The sequence below is a fragment of the Pseudomonas sp. TJI-51 genome (assembly GCF_000190455.2).
Classification (GTDB): Bacteria; Pseudomonadota; Gammaproteobacteria; order Pseudomonadales; family Pseudomonadaceae; genus Aquipseudomonas; species Aquipseudomonas juntendi.
Genome location: NZ_AEWE02000053.1, coordinates 118,075 through 134,877 on the forward strand (window position 1 = coordinate 118,075; position 16,803 = coordinate 134,877).

The following is a 16,803-nucleotide window of genomic DNA, read 5'->3' on the forward strand; positions in this document are numbered from 1 at the left end:
CCCTCTCCTTAGCTGAAGATTACCGAGCAGTAAAAATCTCGCGCCGAGCCTCTAGCGCGCGCCTTTGGGCGCGTGTGCCGAAGCGGGCGTGCTGGTTTGGGTCGCCCTCTGTTTTGCCGTACAGCCTGTGACAACAGACCAGGTCCTCAAGCTGTACTTCACAAGAGCAAAGGAGACCCGCCATGAAAACCACTTCGAGCCCCGTGCGCATCGACCGTCTTTTCTACGCGGTTTCCACGTCGCTGCTTCTGGCAACCCCGGTGGAAACGTTCGCGTATGAGTGGTCCCAGCTTTATCCGCCTCTACCCCGCAACGGCACGCAAGCGCCCGAACCGTTCGCAGCGCCCGACCTGCAGCTGATGACCGGCCCCGAGTTGTTCGTACGTGCAACGCCAGCAGGCGATGTGCAACGCGCCGGGAGGGTGGTCGGCCACAACAACCTGCAAAGCAGCTTCAATGGCATGCGCCCGCTGTTGGGCGACAAGCCGCGCAATACCGCGCAACTGAGCGGGGAAAACCAGGGCATGTACTGGAGCATGGCCCACGCGCAGGGCTGGCACCTGGATGCCGTGGCCGTGGGTTCGCGCATCGAGGTGGATGGCGGGGGTGACACCGGCCAACGGCCGGGCGACAGCGGCCACGCGATGACCTTCTCGGTGGAGGGCGGCTATCCGATCCCACTGGCTGGCAGTTGGGTGATCGAACCCCAGGCGCAATTGATGAACCAGCAGTACTTAACCGGCAGCCAAGGGCAGCACGCAACCCGGCAGGCCTTCGACAGCCAGCCCAGCTGGAGCGGCCGCGTCGGCGCCACATTGTCCGGGCGCTATGAAATGCGCGGCATGCCTCTGGAGCCTTATGTGCGGACCAACGTGTGGTATGACTTCAGCAACCCTGACGAAGTGAAGCTGGAACAGGTCGACAAGATCTCCAGTTCGCGCTTTTCGACAACGGTGGAACTGGGCCTGGGGCTGGTGGCGCGGGTAACGCCCTCGGTGGCCATGTTCGTCAGTGCCGACTACAGCAGCGATGTGGATGGCAATGACCTCAATGGGCTGATTGGCAGCCTTGGGGTGCGCATGCGGTGGTAGCCTGCGCTGGCCCTGGCGCCGGCAAACCACCGGCAGGGCCAGCACAGCAGGTGCATCAGGCGGGCTTCATCACCAGCACACCCAGCGGGGGCAGGTTCAGGGCCAGCGACTGCGGCTGGCCGTGGCTGGCGATGTCTTCGCTGTGCACCAGCCCAAGGTTGCCGACATTGGAGCCGGCGTACATCTCGGCATCGCTGTTCAACAGCTCCTGCCAGCGCTCGCCGAACGGCACGCCAATGCGGTAACCCTCACGCGGAACCGGGGTGAAGTTGGCGACCACCAGCACGGGTTCGCCACTGCTGCTCCAGCGCAGCCAGGCAAACACGCTGTTCTGCGCATCGTCACCGATCAGCCACTGGAAGCCCTGTGGCTGGCAGTCCTGCTCATGCAACGCAGGCACCTCGCGGTACAGCCGGTTGAGGTCACTCACCAGGCGCTGCACGCCTTGGTGCTCAGGGTACTGCAGCAGGTACCAGTCCAGCTGGCTATCGTGGTTCCACTCCCGCCACTGGCCAAATTCGCAGCCCATGAACAGCAGCTTCTTGCCGGGGTGGGCCCACATGAAGGCCAGGTAAGCGCGCAGGTTGGCGAACTTCTGCCAGCGGTCGCCGGGCATCTTGTCGATCAGCGAGTGCTTGCCGTGTACCACTTCGTCGTGGGAAATGGGCAGGATGAAATGCTCGGAATAGGCATACACCAGGCCAAAGCTCATCTCGTTGTGGTGGTGGGCACGGTGGACCGGGTCGTTCTGGATATAGTGCAGGGTGTCGTGCATCCAGCCCATGTTCCACTTGTAGGCAAAGCCCAGCCCGCCCTGCTCGATCGGCTGGCTGACCCCGGGCCAGGCGGTGGACTCCTCGGCGATGATCAACGCCCCCGGCGCCTCATGGGCCGCCACACCGTTGAGGTGGCGAATGAAGTCGATGGCCTCGAGGTTTTCGCGCCCGCCGTGGCGGTTGGGCACCCACTCGCCGGCCTTGCGCGAATAGTCCCGGTACAGCATCGAGGCCACCGCATCGACGCGCAGCCCGTCGATGTGGAAATGCTTCAACCAATGCAGCGCAGAGGCCATCATGAACCCGCGCACCTCATTGCGGCCCAGGTTGTAGATCAGCGTGTTCCAGTCCTGGTGGTAGCCTTCCAGCGGGTTGTCGTACTCGTACAGGGCCGTGCCGTCGAAGCGCGCCAGGCCATGTTCGTCTGTCGGGAAGTGCGCCGGTACCCAGTCGAGCAATACCCCGATGCCGCCCTGGTGGCAGGCATCGATGAACGCGGCGAAGTCCTCGGCACTGCCGTAGCGCGAGGTGGGGGCGAACATCGACAGTGGCTGGTAGCCCCAGGAACCGCCGAACGGGTGTTCCATGATCGGCAGCAGTTCAATATGGGTGAAGCCCAGCGCCTGCACATACGGCACCAGGCGCTCGGCCAGTTCCCGCCAGTTGTAGTAGCGCCCGACCTCGCCGGCCTCGTCCATTTCGCAGCGCCAGGAGCCGGGGTGCAGCTCATAGATCGACAATGGCGCGTTGTACGCATGGCGCTGCGCCCGTTGCGCCATCCAGTCGTGGTCTTGCCAGGCATGGCCCAGCTCACCCGCTACCTTGGACGCCGTGCTCGGCGGCAATTCGGTGGCGCGGGCCAGGGGGTCGGCCTTCAACGGCAGGATGCCATCCTTGCCGAGCACTTCGAACTTGTAGGTTTCACCCACGCCCAGCCGTGGGATGAACAGCTCCCACACCCCGGCACCATGGCGCAGGCGCATCAGGTGGCGGCGCCCATCCCAGTTGTTGAAGTCGCCCACCACCGATACCCGCCGGGCGTTGGGGGCCCACACCGAAAAGCACACCCCGTCGACGCCCTCGACCTGCACCGGCTGCGCGCCGAAACGCCCGGACAGGTCGCGGTGGTTGCCCTCGGCAAACAGGTGCAGGTCCATGTCGCCCAGTTGCGGACCGAAGCTATACGGGTCCTCGGTCACCTGCTCGCCACCGGCCCAGCCGATCTGCAGCAGGTAAGGCTGTGCTGTATCGAGGTGCGCGGTGAACAAGCCTGGCAGGCTGCCCTGCGCCATTTCGGTGAGGAGGCGCCCGTCTTTGCGGGCAAGAATGCGCACATTCAGGGCGCCGGGGAGGAAGGCGTTGACCACCTGCCCGCCTGCGCCGTCGTCATGGGGGCCGAGTACCGCAAATGGATCGGCGTGTTCGGCGCGGGCCAGGGCATCGAGGTCCCGTTGCCGAAGGCCGCCGTTTTCACGCGTTGTTACGTTCATTCTGACTCTCCCCAGGTACTGATCAGTCCATGCAGGCCATGCAAAGGCACGGCCAGCCAACTCGGCCGATTCTCGGCTTCATAAGTAATTTCGTAGGCGGCCTTTTCCAGGCAGAAAAGCTCCAGTGCAGCGCGCTCGCCTTCCGCCTGCTGCCAGGCGTGGGGCATGGCAGCGGTGGCCAGGCCGTACGCCTCGACAAAGGCATGCCGCGACTGGTGCAGGTACTGCCGGGCCACCCGTTGCCGGGCTTGCCGTGCCGCGTCGGAAAGGTCCACCGTAGACGCGCTGCGCAAGATCATCGCAGCAGCATAGTCCAACGACCGCAATACGCCGCTGACATCTTTGTAGGGGCTGTGTTTGGCCCTGCGTTCTTCCAGGGGTCGGGCCGGCTCACCCTCGAAATCGATCAGGTAGGCATCACCCTGCACCACCAGCACCTGGCCCAGGTGCAAGTCACCGTGCACGCGCATCAGCAAGCCGCCCTCGGCCTGCTCGGCCAACTGGCGAACATGCTCGACCAGGCCGTCACGCTGTTGCTGCAGGTCGTCGACCAGCGTCTGGCTGTCGTGGTCCAGGTGGTCGCGGTGCTGCGCCAGCAGGTCGAGGGCATGGGTCAACTCGGCACTGATCTGGGTCACCCAGCGTTCGCGGTCGTGGGCATCGCTGGGCCGCGGCTGGAAGGCCGGGTCATCGGTGGGTGCTGCCAGCAACACGTGCATCTCGCCCAGGCGCTGGCCGAACAAGGCGGCGAAGGCTGTGAGTTCGGCGAGGGCGTCGGTATGTGCCTCGGTATCCGAACGGGTGGGCTCCATCTGGTCACGGATGGCGCGCTCCAGGGTGTTCTGGGTCCAGGCCCAGGCGTCGCCCTGGTTGCTCAGGTAGCCTTGGGCGATCATCAGCAGGTGCGGGGCTGCCTGCGCATCTACGCGGCTGACCCAGGCCAGCAGTGGTGAAATATTGGCAAAGCCGGCAGCGGTCAGGTAGGCGCTCATTTCAAGCTCCGGGTGAATGCCCGGGTTGACCCGGCGGATCAACTTGAGCACCACGCGGTCGCCGATGACCACCGAGCTGTTGGACTGTTCGGCGCTGAGGTAGCGCACCTCGCTTTCTTCATTCAGCCCCAGGCCGGCCAGTTGCTCGGTGCTGTCGAAACGCAGCTCGCCGTCAGCGTCGCCGCACGCCAGCCGCGTGCTTTCCTGGCACGCACGCAATACGGCGCGGATGAACGGCTCAAGCACGAACGCATCGGTAATCAGACCCACCTGATGGGCCCGGCGCACCCGGGACAACGCCAGTTGCTGTGGCAGCGCACTGTTGATCTGCTCCTCGGGCAGCAGCCCGAACGGCAATTGATAACGGGTGGCCACGCCGTCACTGAGCACTTCGAGCTCGCTGAGTAATACCGGCGTAGTGGCGGTGCCGAAACGCACGCCATAACACAGCCGCACCTGGTCTATGGGCCCTTCCTTGCCCGCGAACCAGCGCCGTTTCGGCAGGTACTGGGGCAGGATGTTGGTTTGCAGGGTGTCGCTGGCAGGCGCCGCCAGCAGTTCTTCCATGCGTTTGCGCAATACCAGCGTAATCAATTCGGGTAACCCCTCGGTGGGCTGGGCGTGCCAGCTGGGCATACGGTCGTGCGAAGCCAGCAGGAACCAGTAAAAGCCATAAGGTGGCAAAGTCAGCAGGAACGGCAGCTGACCGATTGGCGGGAACGCACTGCCGCCGAGCATCTCCACCGGTACTTTGTCGGCGTACTGTGACAATTCCAGTTCTGCCGCCTGGGCGGCGCGGGAAACGTTGGCCACGCACAGGATGACCTCGGTGTTGCCATCGGCATCGGTGTATTCGCGAATGTAGGCCAGGATGCGCCGGTTGCTGGGGCTCAGCGTGCGCAGCGTGCCACGGCCGAAAGCCTTCTGCTGCTTGCGCACCGCCAGCATGCGCCGGGTCCAGTTGAGCAGCGAGTGCGGGTCGTGGCTTTGTGCCTCGACGTTGACCGTCTGGTAGCCATACAACGGGTCCATCACCGGGGGCAGCACCAGGCGCTGTGGGTCGGCGCGGGAAAAACCGCCATTGCGGTCCGGCGACCATTGCATGGGCGTGCGCACGCCATCGCGGTCGCCCAGGTAGATGTTGTCGCCCATGCCCAGCTCGTCACCGTAGTACAGCGTGGGCGTGCCGGGCATCGACAGCAGCAGGCTGGTGAGCAGTTCGATGCGCCGGCGGTCACGCTGCAGCAAGGGCGCCAGGCGCCGACGGATGCCCAGGTTGATGCGCGCGCGGCGGTCTTCTGCGTAGTAGTTCCACAGGTAGTCGCGCTCGCGGTCGGTGACCATTTCCAGGGTCAGCTCGTCGTGGTTGCGCAGAAAGATCGCCCATTGGCAGTTGGCCGGGATCTCCGGGGTCTGGCGCAGGATGTCGGTGATCGGGAAACGGTCCTCCATGGCCAAGGCCATGTACATGCGCGGCATCAGCGGGAAATGAAAGGCCATGTGGCATTCGTCGCCGTCGCCTTCGCCGAAGTACGGGCGGGTGTCCTCCGGCCACTGGTTGGCTTCGGCAAGCAGCATGCGGTCTGGGTAGTTGGCATCGATCTCGGCGCGAATGGCCCTGAGCACCCCGTGGGTTTCAGCGAGGTTTTCGTTGTTGGTACCATCGCGTTCGATCAGGTAAGGGATGGCGTCCAGACGCAGCCCGTCCACGCCCAGGTCGAGCCAGAAGCGCATCACCCCGATTACCGCCTTGAGCACCTGCGGGTTGTCGAAGTTGAGGTCTGGCTGGTGCGAGTAGAAGCGGTGCCAGAAATACTGGCCTGCCACCGGGTCCCAGGTCCAGTTGGACTTTTCGGTGTCGAGGAAAATGATGCGGGTGCCATCGTACTTCTGGTCGTCATCGGACCATACGTAAAAGTCGCGCGCCTTGCTGCCACGCTTGGCGTGGCGGGCGCGCTGGAACCAAGGGTGCTGGTCGCTGGTGTGGTTGATGACCAGCTCGGTGATAACCCGCAGGCCACGCTTGTGCGCCTCGGCGATGAAGCGCCGGGCATCGGCCATGCTGCCGTAGTCGGGGTGCACGGCCTTGTACTCGGCGATGTCGTAGCCGTCGTCGCGCCGCGGCGAAGGGTAGAACGGCAGCAACCACAGGGTGTTGACGCCCAGCTCGGCGATGTAGTCCAGCTTGCTGATCAGGCCGGCGAAATCACCGATGCCATCGTTGTTCGAGTCGAAGAACGACTTGATGTGCAACTGGTAGATGACAGCGTCCTTGTACCACAGCGGGTCGTCGATGAAGGCTGCCGGGCGGGAACGCTTGGCCATGGGTGACTCCTTGCATGTCTGTGGACCGTGTTGGCTGGCGTTGCGGCTGCCGTGCAGCCTATTTGCCGGCGATGGGCCGCGAGGCGGCCCGGTACCTATGCCCTAACCGGCCTTTTCGATACGCCAGATGCCGAATGGTTGGTGCCAAGGTTCGATGCGCATGAACTGGGTCTTGCCGTACCACGACCAGCGGTGGCCATTCATCAGGTCTTCACCCTGGGTTTGGGCGTTGTCATCGAGCCCCAGCTCCCACAGCGGCAGCTCGAAGTGCGCCTCCTGGGCGTTGTGCGGGTCTAGGCTGATTGCCACGAGGATGTAGTTGTCGCGCTCGGGCGTACGCTTGGCGAAGTACAGGATGTTGTCGTTCCAGCAGTTGAAGAACGCGACGCCGAGGTGGGTTTGCAAGGCCGGGTTCTGCCGGCGGATGCGATTGAGCTGGGCGATTTCGGCAATGATGTTGCCAGGCTGGCTGAAGTCGCGTGGGCGCAGCTGGTATTTCTCCGAGTCCAGGTATTCCTCCTTGCCTGGCAACGCGGCGCTTTCGCACAGTTCGAACCCGGAATACATGCCCCACAACCCTGAACCCATGGTCGCCAATGCTGCACGAATGAGGAAACCGGCACGGCCGGAGGTGTGCAGGAAGAACGGGTTGATGTCGGGGGTATTGACGAAGAAATTGGGGCGGTAGCACTGGCTCCATGGCGGCTGGTTGAGTTGCTCGAAAAATTCGCGCAGCTCTTGCTTGGTGTTGCGCCAGGTGAAGTAGGTGTAGCTTTGCGCATAGCCGACCTTGCCCAGGCGCGCCATCATGGCAGGCTTGGTGAACGCCTCTGCAAGGAAGATGACCTCCGGGTACTGGCTGCGCACATTGGCGATCAGCCATTGCCAGAACGGCAGCGGCTTGGTGTGCGGGTTATCGACGCGGAACGTCTTCACGCCTTCCTCGACCCAGCCCACCACCACATCGCGCAGCGCCAACCAGAGGCTGGGTACTGCTTCGGGGGCATAGAAGTCGACGTTGACGATGTCCTGGTATTTTTTTGGCGGGTTCTCGGCATAGCGGATGGTGCCGTCCGGGCGCCAACTGAACCAGCCCGGGTGCTGCTTGAGCCAGGGGTGGTCCTGGGAGCACTGGATGGCGAAGTCGAGGGCAATTTCCAGGCCGTGCTCGGCAGCAGCAGCCACCAGGCGGCGGAAGTCTTCACGGCTGCCCAACTGCGGGTGAATCGCTTCGTGGCCACCCTCTGCACTGCCGATGGCATACGGGCTGCCCGGGTCACCCGGCTCGGCCGTGAGCGCATTGTTGCGCCCCTTGCGGTGCTGCAGGCCAATAGGGTGAATGGGCGGGAAGTACAGCACGTCGAAGCCCATGTCACGGATCATCGGCAGCCGCTGGTGCACATCGTTGAAGGTGCCATGGCGCTGCGGGTCATCGGTTATCGAGCGTGGAAACAGTTCGTACCAGCTGGCGAACTGCGCAGCCGGGCGGTCCACATCGAGCGGGAATTCGCGGCTGCGGGCCAGGTAGCTGCGGTGCTCGGCCTCGGCCATCAGCCGGGCGGTGCGCGGGTCCAGCAGCAGCGCCACCTGGTCATCACTGCCCACCTCCGCCAGGCGCTGCAGCACGGCCTCAAGCTCGTTGCGCACGGCGCCATCGCACAGGGCAATGCCCTGGCCGAGCATCAGCCGCCCCTCTTCCAGCTCCAGCCTGACCTCGACGCCGGCGTGGTACTTTTTTTCCAGGTCGTGGCAGTACGTGGCGAACGGGTCTATCCAGGCCTGAATGCCGAACAGGTGCGGCCCCAGCTCGGTGGGGGTGAACTCGGCCAGCCACAGGTCGTTGCCCGCCGACTGCATCGGCACCGAGTGCCAGCGCTGGCTGTGCGCCGGGCGCCAGTTGAGCACCACGGCCAGGCGGTCGTGGCCATCGCTGTAGACCTTGGTGCTGACGGCAACCGGTTGACCGCTGATGGCCTTGGCTGCGAAGGTGCCGGCGTCGAGCACCGGCTGGGTGTCCTCGATCACGATGCGAGGGGCCAGCAGCGCCTGGGCCAGGCTAATGGCCTGGTCAGGATGATCGTTGGCCATTGGCACGCTTTCAAAAAGCTCGTTTCGTGACATCGACCTTGCTCCCTCAGGCTGGTGGCGGTAAGGGTTCAGAGCCGGGCGCGGGCGTGAGGGTTCAAAAAAAATGAGCGAATCGCAGCTGGCCGAAGTCCAAGCCTGCAGTACCTCTTCAAACCACCCACGCGAGGTCAGGCCATGAACATTCCAACACCACCGGAAACTCCCGATCCGAACATCGACGACCCGAGCTTGCCGCCGCCCGTGCCGGAGCAAGACCCGGACGAGTTGCCGGTCAAGCCAACCGAACCGCCGACGGTGGGCGACCCGCCGAACCAGGAACCACCGGTGAAAGCCTAAGGGTAGACCAGGTTACCGACCTTGCCGCCCGCAAGGTCGGTGCAGGCGGGCAACTGCCGGTGCGGGTAAACCGGGCAGCCTGGTCCGTCAACCCGCGCCATCGGCACCGAGTTCGGCGATGCTGATCTCGCGCATGCGAAACTTCTGCACCTTACCGGTTACCGTCATCGGGTATTCGTCTACGAAACGGATATGCCGCGGCACCTTGTAGTGGGCTATACGTGCCTTGCACCAGCATTGCAGTTCTTCGGCGGTGGCCGTGTGGCCAGGGTGCAACTTGACCCATGCGACGATCTGCTCGCCATAACGGCTGCACGGAATACCGATCACCTGGGCGTCCGCCACTGCCGGGTGGGTATAGAAGAATTCTTCCAGCTCGCGCGGGTAGATGTTCTCGCCACCGCGGATGATCATGTCCTTGTTGCGCCCCACGATCCGCACGTAGCCGTGTTCGTCCATCACCGCCAGGTCACCCGAGTGCATCCAGCCGGCCGGGTCGATGGCTGCCGCGGTACCCTCGGGGTTGTCCCAGTAGCCGAGCATCACGCTGTAGCCGCGCGTGCACAGTTCGCCGATCTCGCCGCGCGGAACGATACAGCCGTCAGCGTCCACCAGCTTGTTTTCCAGCTGTGGCTGCGTGCGGCCAACGGTGGTAACCCGTAGCTCCAGCTCATCCTCTGGCCCGGTTTGCAGCGAAACCGGGCTGGTTTCGGTCATGCCATAGGCGATTTGCACCTCGGCCATGTGCAACTGGTCGATCACCCGGCGCATCACCTCGATCGGGCAGGTGGCCCCTGCCATGATGCCGCTGCGCAGGCTGGAAAGGTCCACCTGGGCGCGTAGCGGGTGGTCGAGCATGGCGATGAACATGGTAGGCACGCCATAGAGAATGCTCGCACGCTCCTCGGCCACGGCACGCAGGGTGAGTTCGGCATCGAAGGCATCGTTGGGGTAGATCATGGTGCTGCCGTGGGTGATGCAACCCAGGTTGGCCATGACCATGCCAAAGCAGTGGTACAGGGGCACCGGGATCACCATGCGGTCGCGCTCGCCCAGGCCCAGGCTTTCGCCGACCATGAAGCCGTTGTTGAGGATGTTGTAGTGGCTCAGCGTGGCGCCCTTGGGTGCACCGGTAGTGCCGGAGGTGTACTGGATATTCACCGGTTGGTCGAACTGCAGCCCGCTTTGGCGGGCCAGGTAGGCTTCGCTCGAGGTTTGCCCGGCCAGCCCGGCCAGGGCTTGCCATGCCAGGAAACCGGCCGGCGGGTTGGCTGCCAGGCTGATGACCCCGCGCAGCTCGGGTAGGCGCTGGCTGGCCAGTGCGCCCGCGGGGGCGCTCGCCAGCTCTGGCACCAGCGCCTGAACCATGGCGTGATAATCGGAGCTTTTGAAAGCATCGGCGCAGACCAGCCAACGGCACCCGGCCTGGCGCAACACGTATTCCAGCTCACCCACCCGGTAGGCCGGGTTGATGTTGACCAGGATCCCCCCGACCTTGGCGCTGGCCAGTTGCAACACGCACCATTCAGCGCAGTTGGGTGACCAAAGGCCCAGCCGGTCGCCGCGGTTCAGGCCCAGCGCCATCAAGGCGCGGGCACACGCGTCGACCTGTTCGGCCAGTTGCCGCCAGCTGTAGCGCAGGCCCTGGTGGCGCGAAACCAGGGCTTGGCCATCGGCGCAACGCGCCACGGTGGCGTCAAAGGCCTGGCCGATGGTCTGGGTCAGCAACGGTTGGTCCTGGCGGCCGCGGGTATAGCTTGGTTGACTCATGGGTGTCCCTTCTTGTGGTTGTTCTGGGCACGGCTGAAGCAAGCGGAGATACTCTGGCGCAGATTTACGTTTACGTAAAGGTGACGATCAGATTGACACCCGGCCTAAGCCAGGTTTACGTTAACGTAAAGGTGATGAACAACGCCGATCCTCAGGCGTGAAGCCGAACCCTGTGGGAGCGGGCGTGCCCGCGAATGCGATCATTCAGGAAATGACGGCCGCCCTGCTGATGCGTTCGCGGGCACGCCCGCTCCCACAGGGTCCGGCGACAGCTCCATGAGCTACGGTGTAACCCATTTCAAGAACAACAAGGTGCCCCAGCATGCATTACCCCACCCTGAACTTCGCCCTGGGCGAAACCATCGACATGCTCCGTGACCAGGTGCGCACCTTCGTCGCCGCCGAGCTGGCCCCGCGTGCCGCGCAAATCGACCATGACAACCTGTTCCCTGCCGATATGTGGCGCAAGTTCGGCGACATGGGCCTGTTGGGCATCACCGTGTCGGAAGAATATGGCGGCGCCGGCCTCGGCTACCTGGCCCACGTGGTGTCCATGGAGGAAATCAGCCGGGCCTCGGCGTCGGTGGCACTGTCGTACGGTGCCCACTCCAACCTGTGCGTCAACCAGATCAACCGCAACGGCAGCCACGCACAGAAACTCAAGTACCTGCCCAAGCTGATCAGCGGCGAGCACATCGGCGCGCTGGCCATGAGCGAGCCCAATGCCGGCTCCGACGTGGTGTCAATGAAGCTGCGCGCAGAAAAGCGCGGCGACCGCTACGTACTCAATGGCAGCAAGACCTGGATCACCAACGGCCCCGACGCCAATACCTACGTGATCTATGCCAAGACCGACCTGGACAAGGGTGCCCACGGCATCACCGCGTTCATCGTCGAGCGCGACTGGCCAGGCTTCAGCCGCAGCAACAAGTTCGACAAGCTGGGCATGCGCGGCTCCAACACCTGCGAGCTGTTCTTCGACAACGTCGAAGTACCGGAAGAAAACATGCTCGGCCAGCTGAACGGCGGCGTACGCGTGTTGATGAGCGGCCTGGACTACGAGCGCGTGGTGTTGTCGGGCGGGCCGACCGGCATCATGCAAAGCTGTATGGACCTGGTGGTGCCGTACATTCACGACCGCAAGCAGTTCGGCCAGAGTATCGGCGAGTTCCAGCTGATCCAGGGCAAGATCGCCGACATGTACACCCAGCTCAATGCCAGCCGCGCCTACCTGTATGCCGTGGCCCAGGCCTGTGACCGTGGCGAGACCACGCGCAAGGACGCTGCCGGGGTCATCCTGTACACCGCCGAGCGTGCTACGCAAATGGCCCTGGAAGCCATCCAGATCCTTGGCGGCAACGGCTATATCAATGAATTCCCGGCTGGCCGCCTGCTGCGCGATGCCAAGCTCTACGAGATCGGTGCCGGCACCAGCGAAATCCGTCGGATGCTGATCGGCCGCGAACTGTTCAACGAGACGCGCTGATCTGCGCCAGGGGTCATGATGATTCTCAAGTCACAGCTCAACACCAATGCGGCGGATTATGCCCACAGCCATGCCGCCATGGCCGCCCAGGTCCAGGCCCTGCGCGGCCTGCTGGCCCAGGTCGCCCAGGGCGGCGGGCCCAAGGCTCAGGAACGGCACACCTCCCGCGGCAAACTGCTACCACGCGAGCGCATCGACCGCCTGCTGGACCCGGGCTCGCCGTTCCTCGAGATCGGCCAGCTGGCGGCCCACGAGGTCTACGGCGAGGACGTGCCGGCTGCCGGGGTGATCGCCGGCATCGGCCGCGTAGAAGGCGTGGAATGCATGGTCGTGGCCAACGACGCTACGGTCAAAGGTGGCTCGTACTACCCGCTGACGGTGAAAAAGCACCTGCGTGCGCAGACCATCGCCCAGCAAAACCGCTTGCCGTGCATCTACCTGGTGGACTCGGGCGGTGCCAACCTGCCCCGCCAGGACGAGGTCTTCCCTGACCGCGAGCACTTCGGTCGGATCTTCTTCAACCAGGCCAACATGAGCGCCCAGGGCATCCCGCAGATCGCCGTGGTGATGGGCTCGTGCACTGCCGGTGGGGCCTACGTGCCGGCGATGGCCGACGAAGCGATCATGGTGCGCCAGCAGGCGACCATTTTCCTCGCCGGCCCACCGCTGGTCAAAGCCGCCACGGGCGAAGTGGTCAGTGCGGAGGACCTGGGCGGGGCCGATGTGCACTGCCGTACCAGCGGCGTGGCCGACCATTACGCCGACAACGACGAACACGCCCTGGCCATTGCCCGGCGCTGCGTGGCCAACCTCAACTGGCACAAGCTGGGCAAGCTGCAACGCCTGGCCCCGGTGGCACCGCTGTACGCCGCCGACGAGCTGTATGGCGTGGTGCCCGCCGATGCCAAGCAGCCGTTCGATGTGCGCGAAGTGATCGCCCGGCTGGTAGACGGCTCGCTGTTCGACGAATTCAAGGCGTTGTTCGGTACCACCCTGGTCTGCGGCTTTGCCCACCTGCATGGCTACCCGGTGGCGATCCTGGCCAACAACGGCATCCTGTTCGCCGAAGCGGCGCAAAAAGGCGCGCACTTCATTGAGCTGGCCTGCCAGCGCGGTATCCCGCTGCTGTTCCTGCAGAACATCACCGGGTTCATGGTGGGCAAGAAGTACGAGGAAGGCGGTATCGCCAAGCATGGCGCCAAGCTGGTGACCGCCGTGGCCTGCGCCCAGGTGCCGAAATTCACGGTGATCATCGGCGGCAGCTTCGGTGCCGGCAACTATGGCATGTGCGGCCGTGCCTACGACCCACGCTTTTTGTGGATGTGGCCGAACGCGCGGATCGGTGTGATGGGCGCCGAGCAGGCCGCCGGTGTGCTGGCCCAGGTCAAGCGCGAGCAAAGCGAGCGCAGTGGCCAGCCGTTCAGTGCTGAAGACGAAGCCAGGCTCAAGCAGCCGATTCTCGACCAGTACGAACAGCAGGGCCACCCCTACTACTCCAGTGCCCGGCTATGGGACGACGGCGTCATCGACCCGGCGCAAACCCGCGACATACTGGGCCTGGCACTGTCCGTTGCGCTGAACGCGCCGATCGAAGCGAGCCGCTTCGGCATTTTCCGGATGTGACCCATGAGCGATTTCAGCACCCTCGAAGTGATTCGCGACCCCCGCGGCTTCGCCACCCTGTGGCTTAGCCGCGAGGACAAGAACAACGCGTTCAACGCGCAGATGATCCGCGAGCTGATCGTCGCCATCGATCGGCTGGCCGACGATACCGGCTTGCGCTTCGTACTGTTGCGCGGGCGTGGCCGGCACTTCAGCGCCGGTGCCGACCTGGCCTGGATGCAGCAGTCGGCGCAGCTGGATTTCAACACCAACCTGGATGACGCCCATGAACTGGGCGAACTGATGTACGCCCTGCACCGGCTCAAGGTACCGACCCTGGCCGTGGTCCAAGGTGCGGCGTTTGGCGGGGCACTGGGCCTGATCAGTTGCTGTGACATGGCCATTGGCGCCGAAGACGCCCAGTTGTGCCTGTCGGAAGTGCGCATCGGCCTGGCCCCGGCGGTGATCAGCCCGTTCGTGGTCAAGGCCATCGGCGAGCGTGCCGCGCGCCGCTATGCCCTGACTGCCGAGCGCTTCAGCGGTATACGGGCCCGCGAACTGGGCCTGCTGGCCGAGGTATACCCCGCCACTGAGCTGGACGCACAGGTGGCGCTATGGGTGAACAACTTGCTGCAGAACGCCCCGCTGGCCCTGCGTGCCACCAAAGAGCTGCTGCGTGAAGTGGACGACGGCGAACTCAGCCCGGCGCTGCGCCGCTACTGCGAGAACACCATCGCCCGTATCCGCGTCAGCGCCGAAGGCCAGGAGGGCCTGCGCGCCTTCCTGGAGAAACGCCCACCCGCCTGGCAAACCGCTGAGACCAAGGAGCCGCGCCCATGAGCCGCCCCGCTTTGACCACCCTGCTGGTCGCCAACCGCGGCGAAATCGCCTGCCGGGTGATGCGCACCGCCAAGGCCATGGGCCTGACCACCGTCGCCGTGCATAGCGCCATCGACCGTGACGCGCGGCATAGCCGCGAAGCGGATATCCGCGTGGACCTGGGCGGCACCAAGGCCGCCGACAGCTACCTGCTGGTCGACAAGCTGCTGGCTGCAGCCAAGGCCAGCGGTGCCCAGGCCATTCACCCAGGCTACGGTTTCCTGTCCGAGAACGCAGGCTTCGCCCGCGCCATCGAGCAGGCGGGGCTGATTTTCCTCGGCCCACCGGCCAGCGCCATCGACGCCATGGGCAGCAAGTCGGCGGCCAAGGCGTTGATGGAGGCCGCCGGGGTGCCCCTGGTGCCCGGTTACCACGGCGAAGCCCAGGACCTCGACACCTTCCGCGACGCGGCCAGGCGCATCGGCTACCCGGTGCTGCTCAAAGCCAGCGCTGGCGGTGGGGGCAAGGGCATGAAGGTGGTCGAGGAGGAAAGCCAGCTGGCCGATGCCCTGGCGTCGGCCCAGCGTGAGGCGCAGGCGTCGTTCGGCGATGCACGTATGCTGGTGGAGAAGTACGTGCTCAAGCCGCGCCATGTGGAAATCCAGGTGTTCGCCGACCAGCACGGCCATTGCCTGTACCTCAACGAGCGCGATTGCTCGATCCAGCGCCGCCACCAGAAGGTGGTCGAAGAAGCCCCCGCCCCCGGCCTGTCGGCCGAACTGCGCCGGGCCATGGGCGAGGCAGCGGTACGGGCGGCGCAAGCGATTGGCTATGTCGGTGCCGGTACGGTGGAATTCCTGCTCGACGCCCGTGGCGCGTTCTTCTTCATGGAAATGAATACCCGCCTGCAGGTGGAGCACCCGGTCACCGAGGCCATTACCGGCCTGGATCTGGTGGCCTGGCAAATTCGTGTGGCGTGCGGCGAGGCCCTGCCGATTACCCAGGACCAGGTGCCGCTGATCGGCCATGCCATTGAAGTTCGCCTGTACGCCGAGGACCCGGCCAACGAGTTTCTGCCGGCGACCGGCACGCTGGCGCTGTACCGTGAATCGGCAGCTGGCGAAGGCCGGCGGGTGGACAGTGGCGTGAGCGAAGGCGATGCGGTGTCGCCGTTCTACGACCCGATGCTGGGCAAGCTGATTGCCTGGGGCGACAACCGCGAACAGGCACGCCTGCGCTTGCTGGCGATGCTCGACGAATTCGCCATTGGTGGGGTGAAGACCAACCTCGCGTTTCTGCGGCGCATTCTGGCGCACCCGGCGTTCGCCGCGGCGCAGGTGGATACCGGCTTCATTGCGCGGCACCAGGCCGCGTTGCTGCCGGCACCACAGCCGCTGCCGGTCAGTTTCTGGGAGGCCGCAGCCGAAGCCTGGCGGCAGGGCCTGGCCGGGCAGCAGCGCGAAGATGACCCCGGTTCGCCATGGGCCGAGCGCAGCGGCCTGCGCCTGGGCCTGCCCGCGCGCAGTAGCCTGCACTTGGTCAGTGCTGGCCAGGACCACGCTGTGGGCCTGGAGCACAGTGCGGCGCCCACCTGGCAGTTACTGGGCGAGCAGTTGGTGCATGACCACGACGGCGTGCGTCGCCAGCACCTGGCGATGCGCCGGGGGGCTACGTTGTACTTGCAGTGGGGCGGCGAGATGCATGCTATCGAAGCCTTCGACCCGATCGCCGAGGCCGAGGCCAGCCACGGTCACCAGGGCGGCTTGGGCGCCCCCATGAACGGCAGTATCGTGCGGGTGCTGGTGGCGCCGGGGCAGCGGGTGGAAGCCGGTACCGCGCTGGTGGTGTTGGAGGCCATGAAAATGGAGCACAGCATTCGCGCGCCTCATGATGGCACGGTGAACGCGTTGTTCTGCCAGGAAGGGGATATGGTCAGCGAAGGGACGGTGCTGGTCGAATTGGCGGAGTGAGTTGGCTGGTTTATGTTCGCCACACCCTTTGCAGCGCATGTGAGACCGAGCGCCGCCC

General features: G+C 64.7%; 10 protein-coding genes. 6 read left to right on the plus strand and 4 right to left on the minus strand.

Annotated elements, in window-relative coordinates:
* Positions 1-182 precede the first annotated feature (182 nt).
* Complete coding sequence (locus G1E_RS12565) at positions 183-1,091, plus strand: autotransporter outer membrane beta-barrel domain-containing protein (RefSeq protein WP_009686379.1); 909 nt, start codon at positions 183-185, stop codon at positions 1,089-1,091.
* 55 nt (positions 1,092-1,146) lie between these two features.
* Here G1E_RS12565 and glgB read toward each other — a convergent pair whose 3' ends face one another.
* From glgB to G1E_RS12580, 3 genes are all read right to left on the minus strand, one after another.
* The gene (glgB, locus tag G1E_RS12570) at positions 1,147-3,357 is read right to left on the minus strand and encodes a 1,4-alpha-glucan branching protein GlgB (RefSeq protein ID WP_009686378.1); all 2,211 of its coding nucleotides are present in this window, start codon (positions 3,355-3,357) and stop codon (positions 1,147-1,149) included.
* The gene (gene treS, locus G1E_RS12575) at positions 3,354-6,674 is read right to left on the minus strand and encodes a maltose alpha-D-glucosyltransferase (RefSeq protein ID WP_009686377.1); all 3,321 of its coding nucleotides are present in this window, start codon (positions 6,672-6,674) and stop codon (positions 3,354-3,356) included. Before treS ends, glgB begins: the two co-directional genes overlap by 4 nt.
* A gap of 102 nt (positions 6,675-6,776) precedes the next feature.
* Entirely contained in the window at positions 6,777-8,795 is a 2,019-nt protein-coding gene (locus tag G1E_RS12580) for an alpha-1,4-glucan--maltose-1-phosphate maltosyltransferase (RefSeq protein ID WP_033691098.1), read from the minus strand.
* A gap of 141 nt (positions 8,796-8,936) precedes the next feature.
* On the opposite strand from G1E_RS12580, the gene G1E_RS28690 reads away from it, so the two are divergent.
* Positions 8,937-9,098 carry a hypothetical protein gene (locus G1E_RS28690; RefSeq protein WP_009686375.1) on the plus strand — a complete coding sequence of 54 codons (162 nt, stop codon included), beginning with the start codon at positions 8,937-8,939 and terminating at the stop codon, positions 9,096-9,098.
* Positions 9,099-9,185: 87 nt separating this feature from the next.
* Here G1E_RS28690 and G1E_RS12585 read toward each other — a convergent pair whose 3' ends face one another.
* On the minus strand, positions 9,186-10,868 hold the full coding sequence (locus G1E_RS12585; protein WP_009686374.1) for an AMP-binding protein: 1,683 nt from the start codon (positions 10,866-10,868) through the stop codon (positions 9,186-9,188).
* 322 nt (positions 10,869-11,190) lie between these two features.
* On the opposite strand from G1E_RS12585, the gene G1E_RS12590 reads away from it, so the two are divergent.
* From G1E_RS12590 to G1E_RS12605, 4 genes are read left to right on the plus strand one after another with little or no spacing between them, the layout of a single operon-like run.
* A complete protein-coding gene (locus G1E_RS12590) occupies positions 11,191-12,354 on the plus strand; it encodes an isovaleryl-CoA dehydrogenase (protein WP_009686373.1) in 1,164 nt (387 codons plus the stop codon).
* A gap of 15 nt (positions 12,355-12,369) precedes the next feature.
* Positions 12,370-13,977 (plus strand): carboxyl transferase domain-containing protein, encoded by a 1,608-nt coding sequence (locus G1E_RS12595; RefSeq protein ID WP_009686372.1) that lies wholly within the window; start codon positions 12,370-12,372, stop codon positions 13,975-13,977.
* 3 nt (positions 13,978-13,980) lie between these two features.
* Positions 13,981-14,796, plus strand: a complete 816-nt coding sequence (locus G1E_RS12600) for a gamma-carboxygeranoyl-CoA hydratase (protein ID WP_009686371.1) — start codon at positions 13,981-13,983, stop codon at positions 14,794-14,796.
* Positions 14,793-16,745, plus strand: coding sequence for an acetyl/propionyl/methylcrotonyl-CoA carboxylase subunit alpha (locus G1E_RS12605; protein WP_047149860.1), 1,953 nt, complete (start codon positions 14,793-14,795; stop codon positions 16,743-16,745). The genes G1E_RS12600 and G1E_RS12605 overlap by 4 nt, the downstream gene beginning before the upstream one ends.
* Positions 16,746-16,803: the final 58 nt, after the last annotated feature.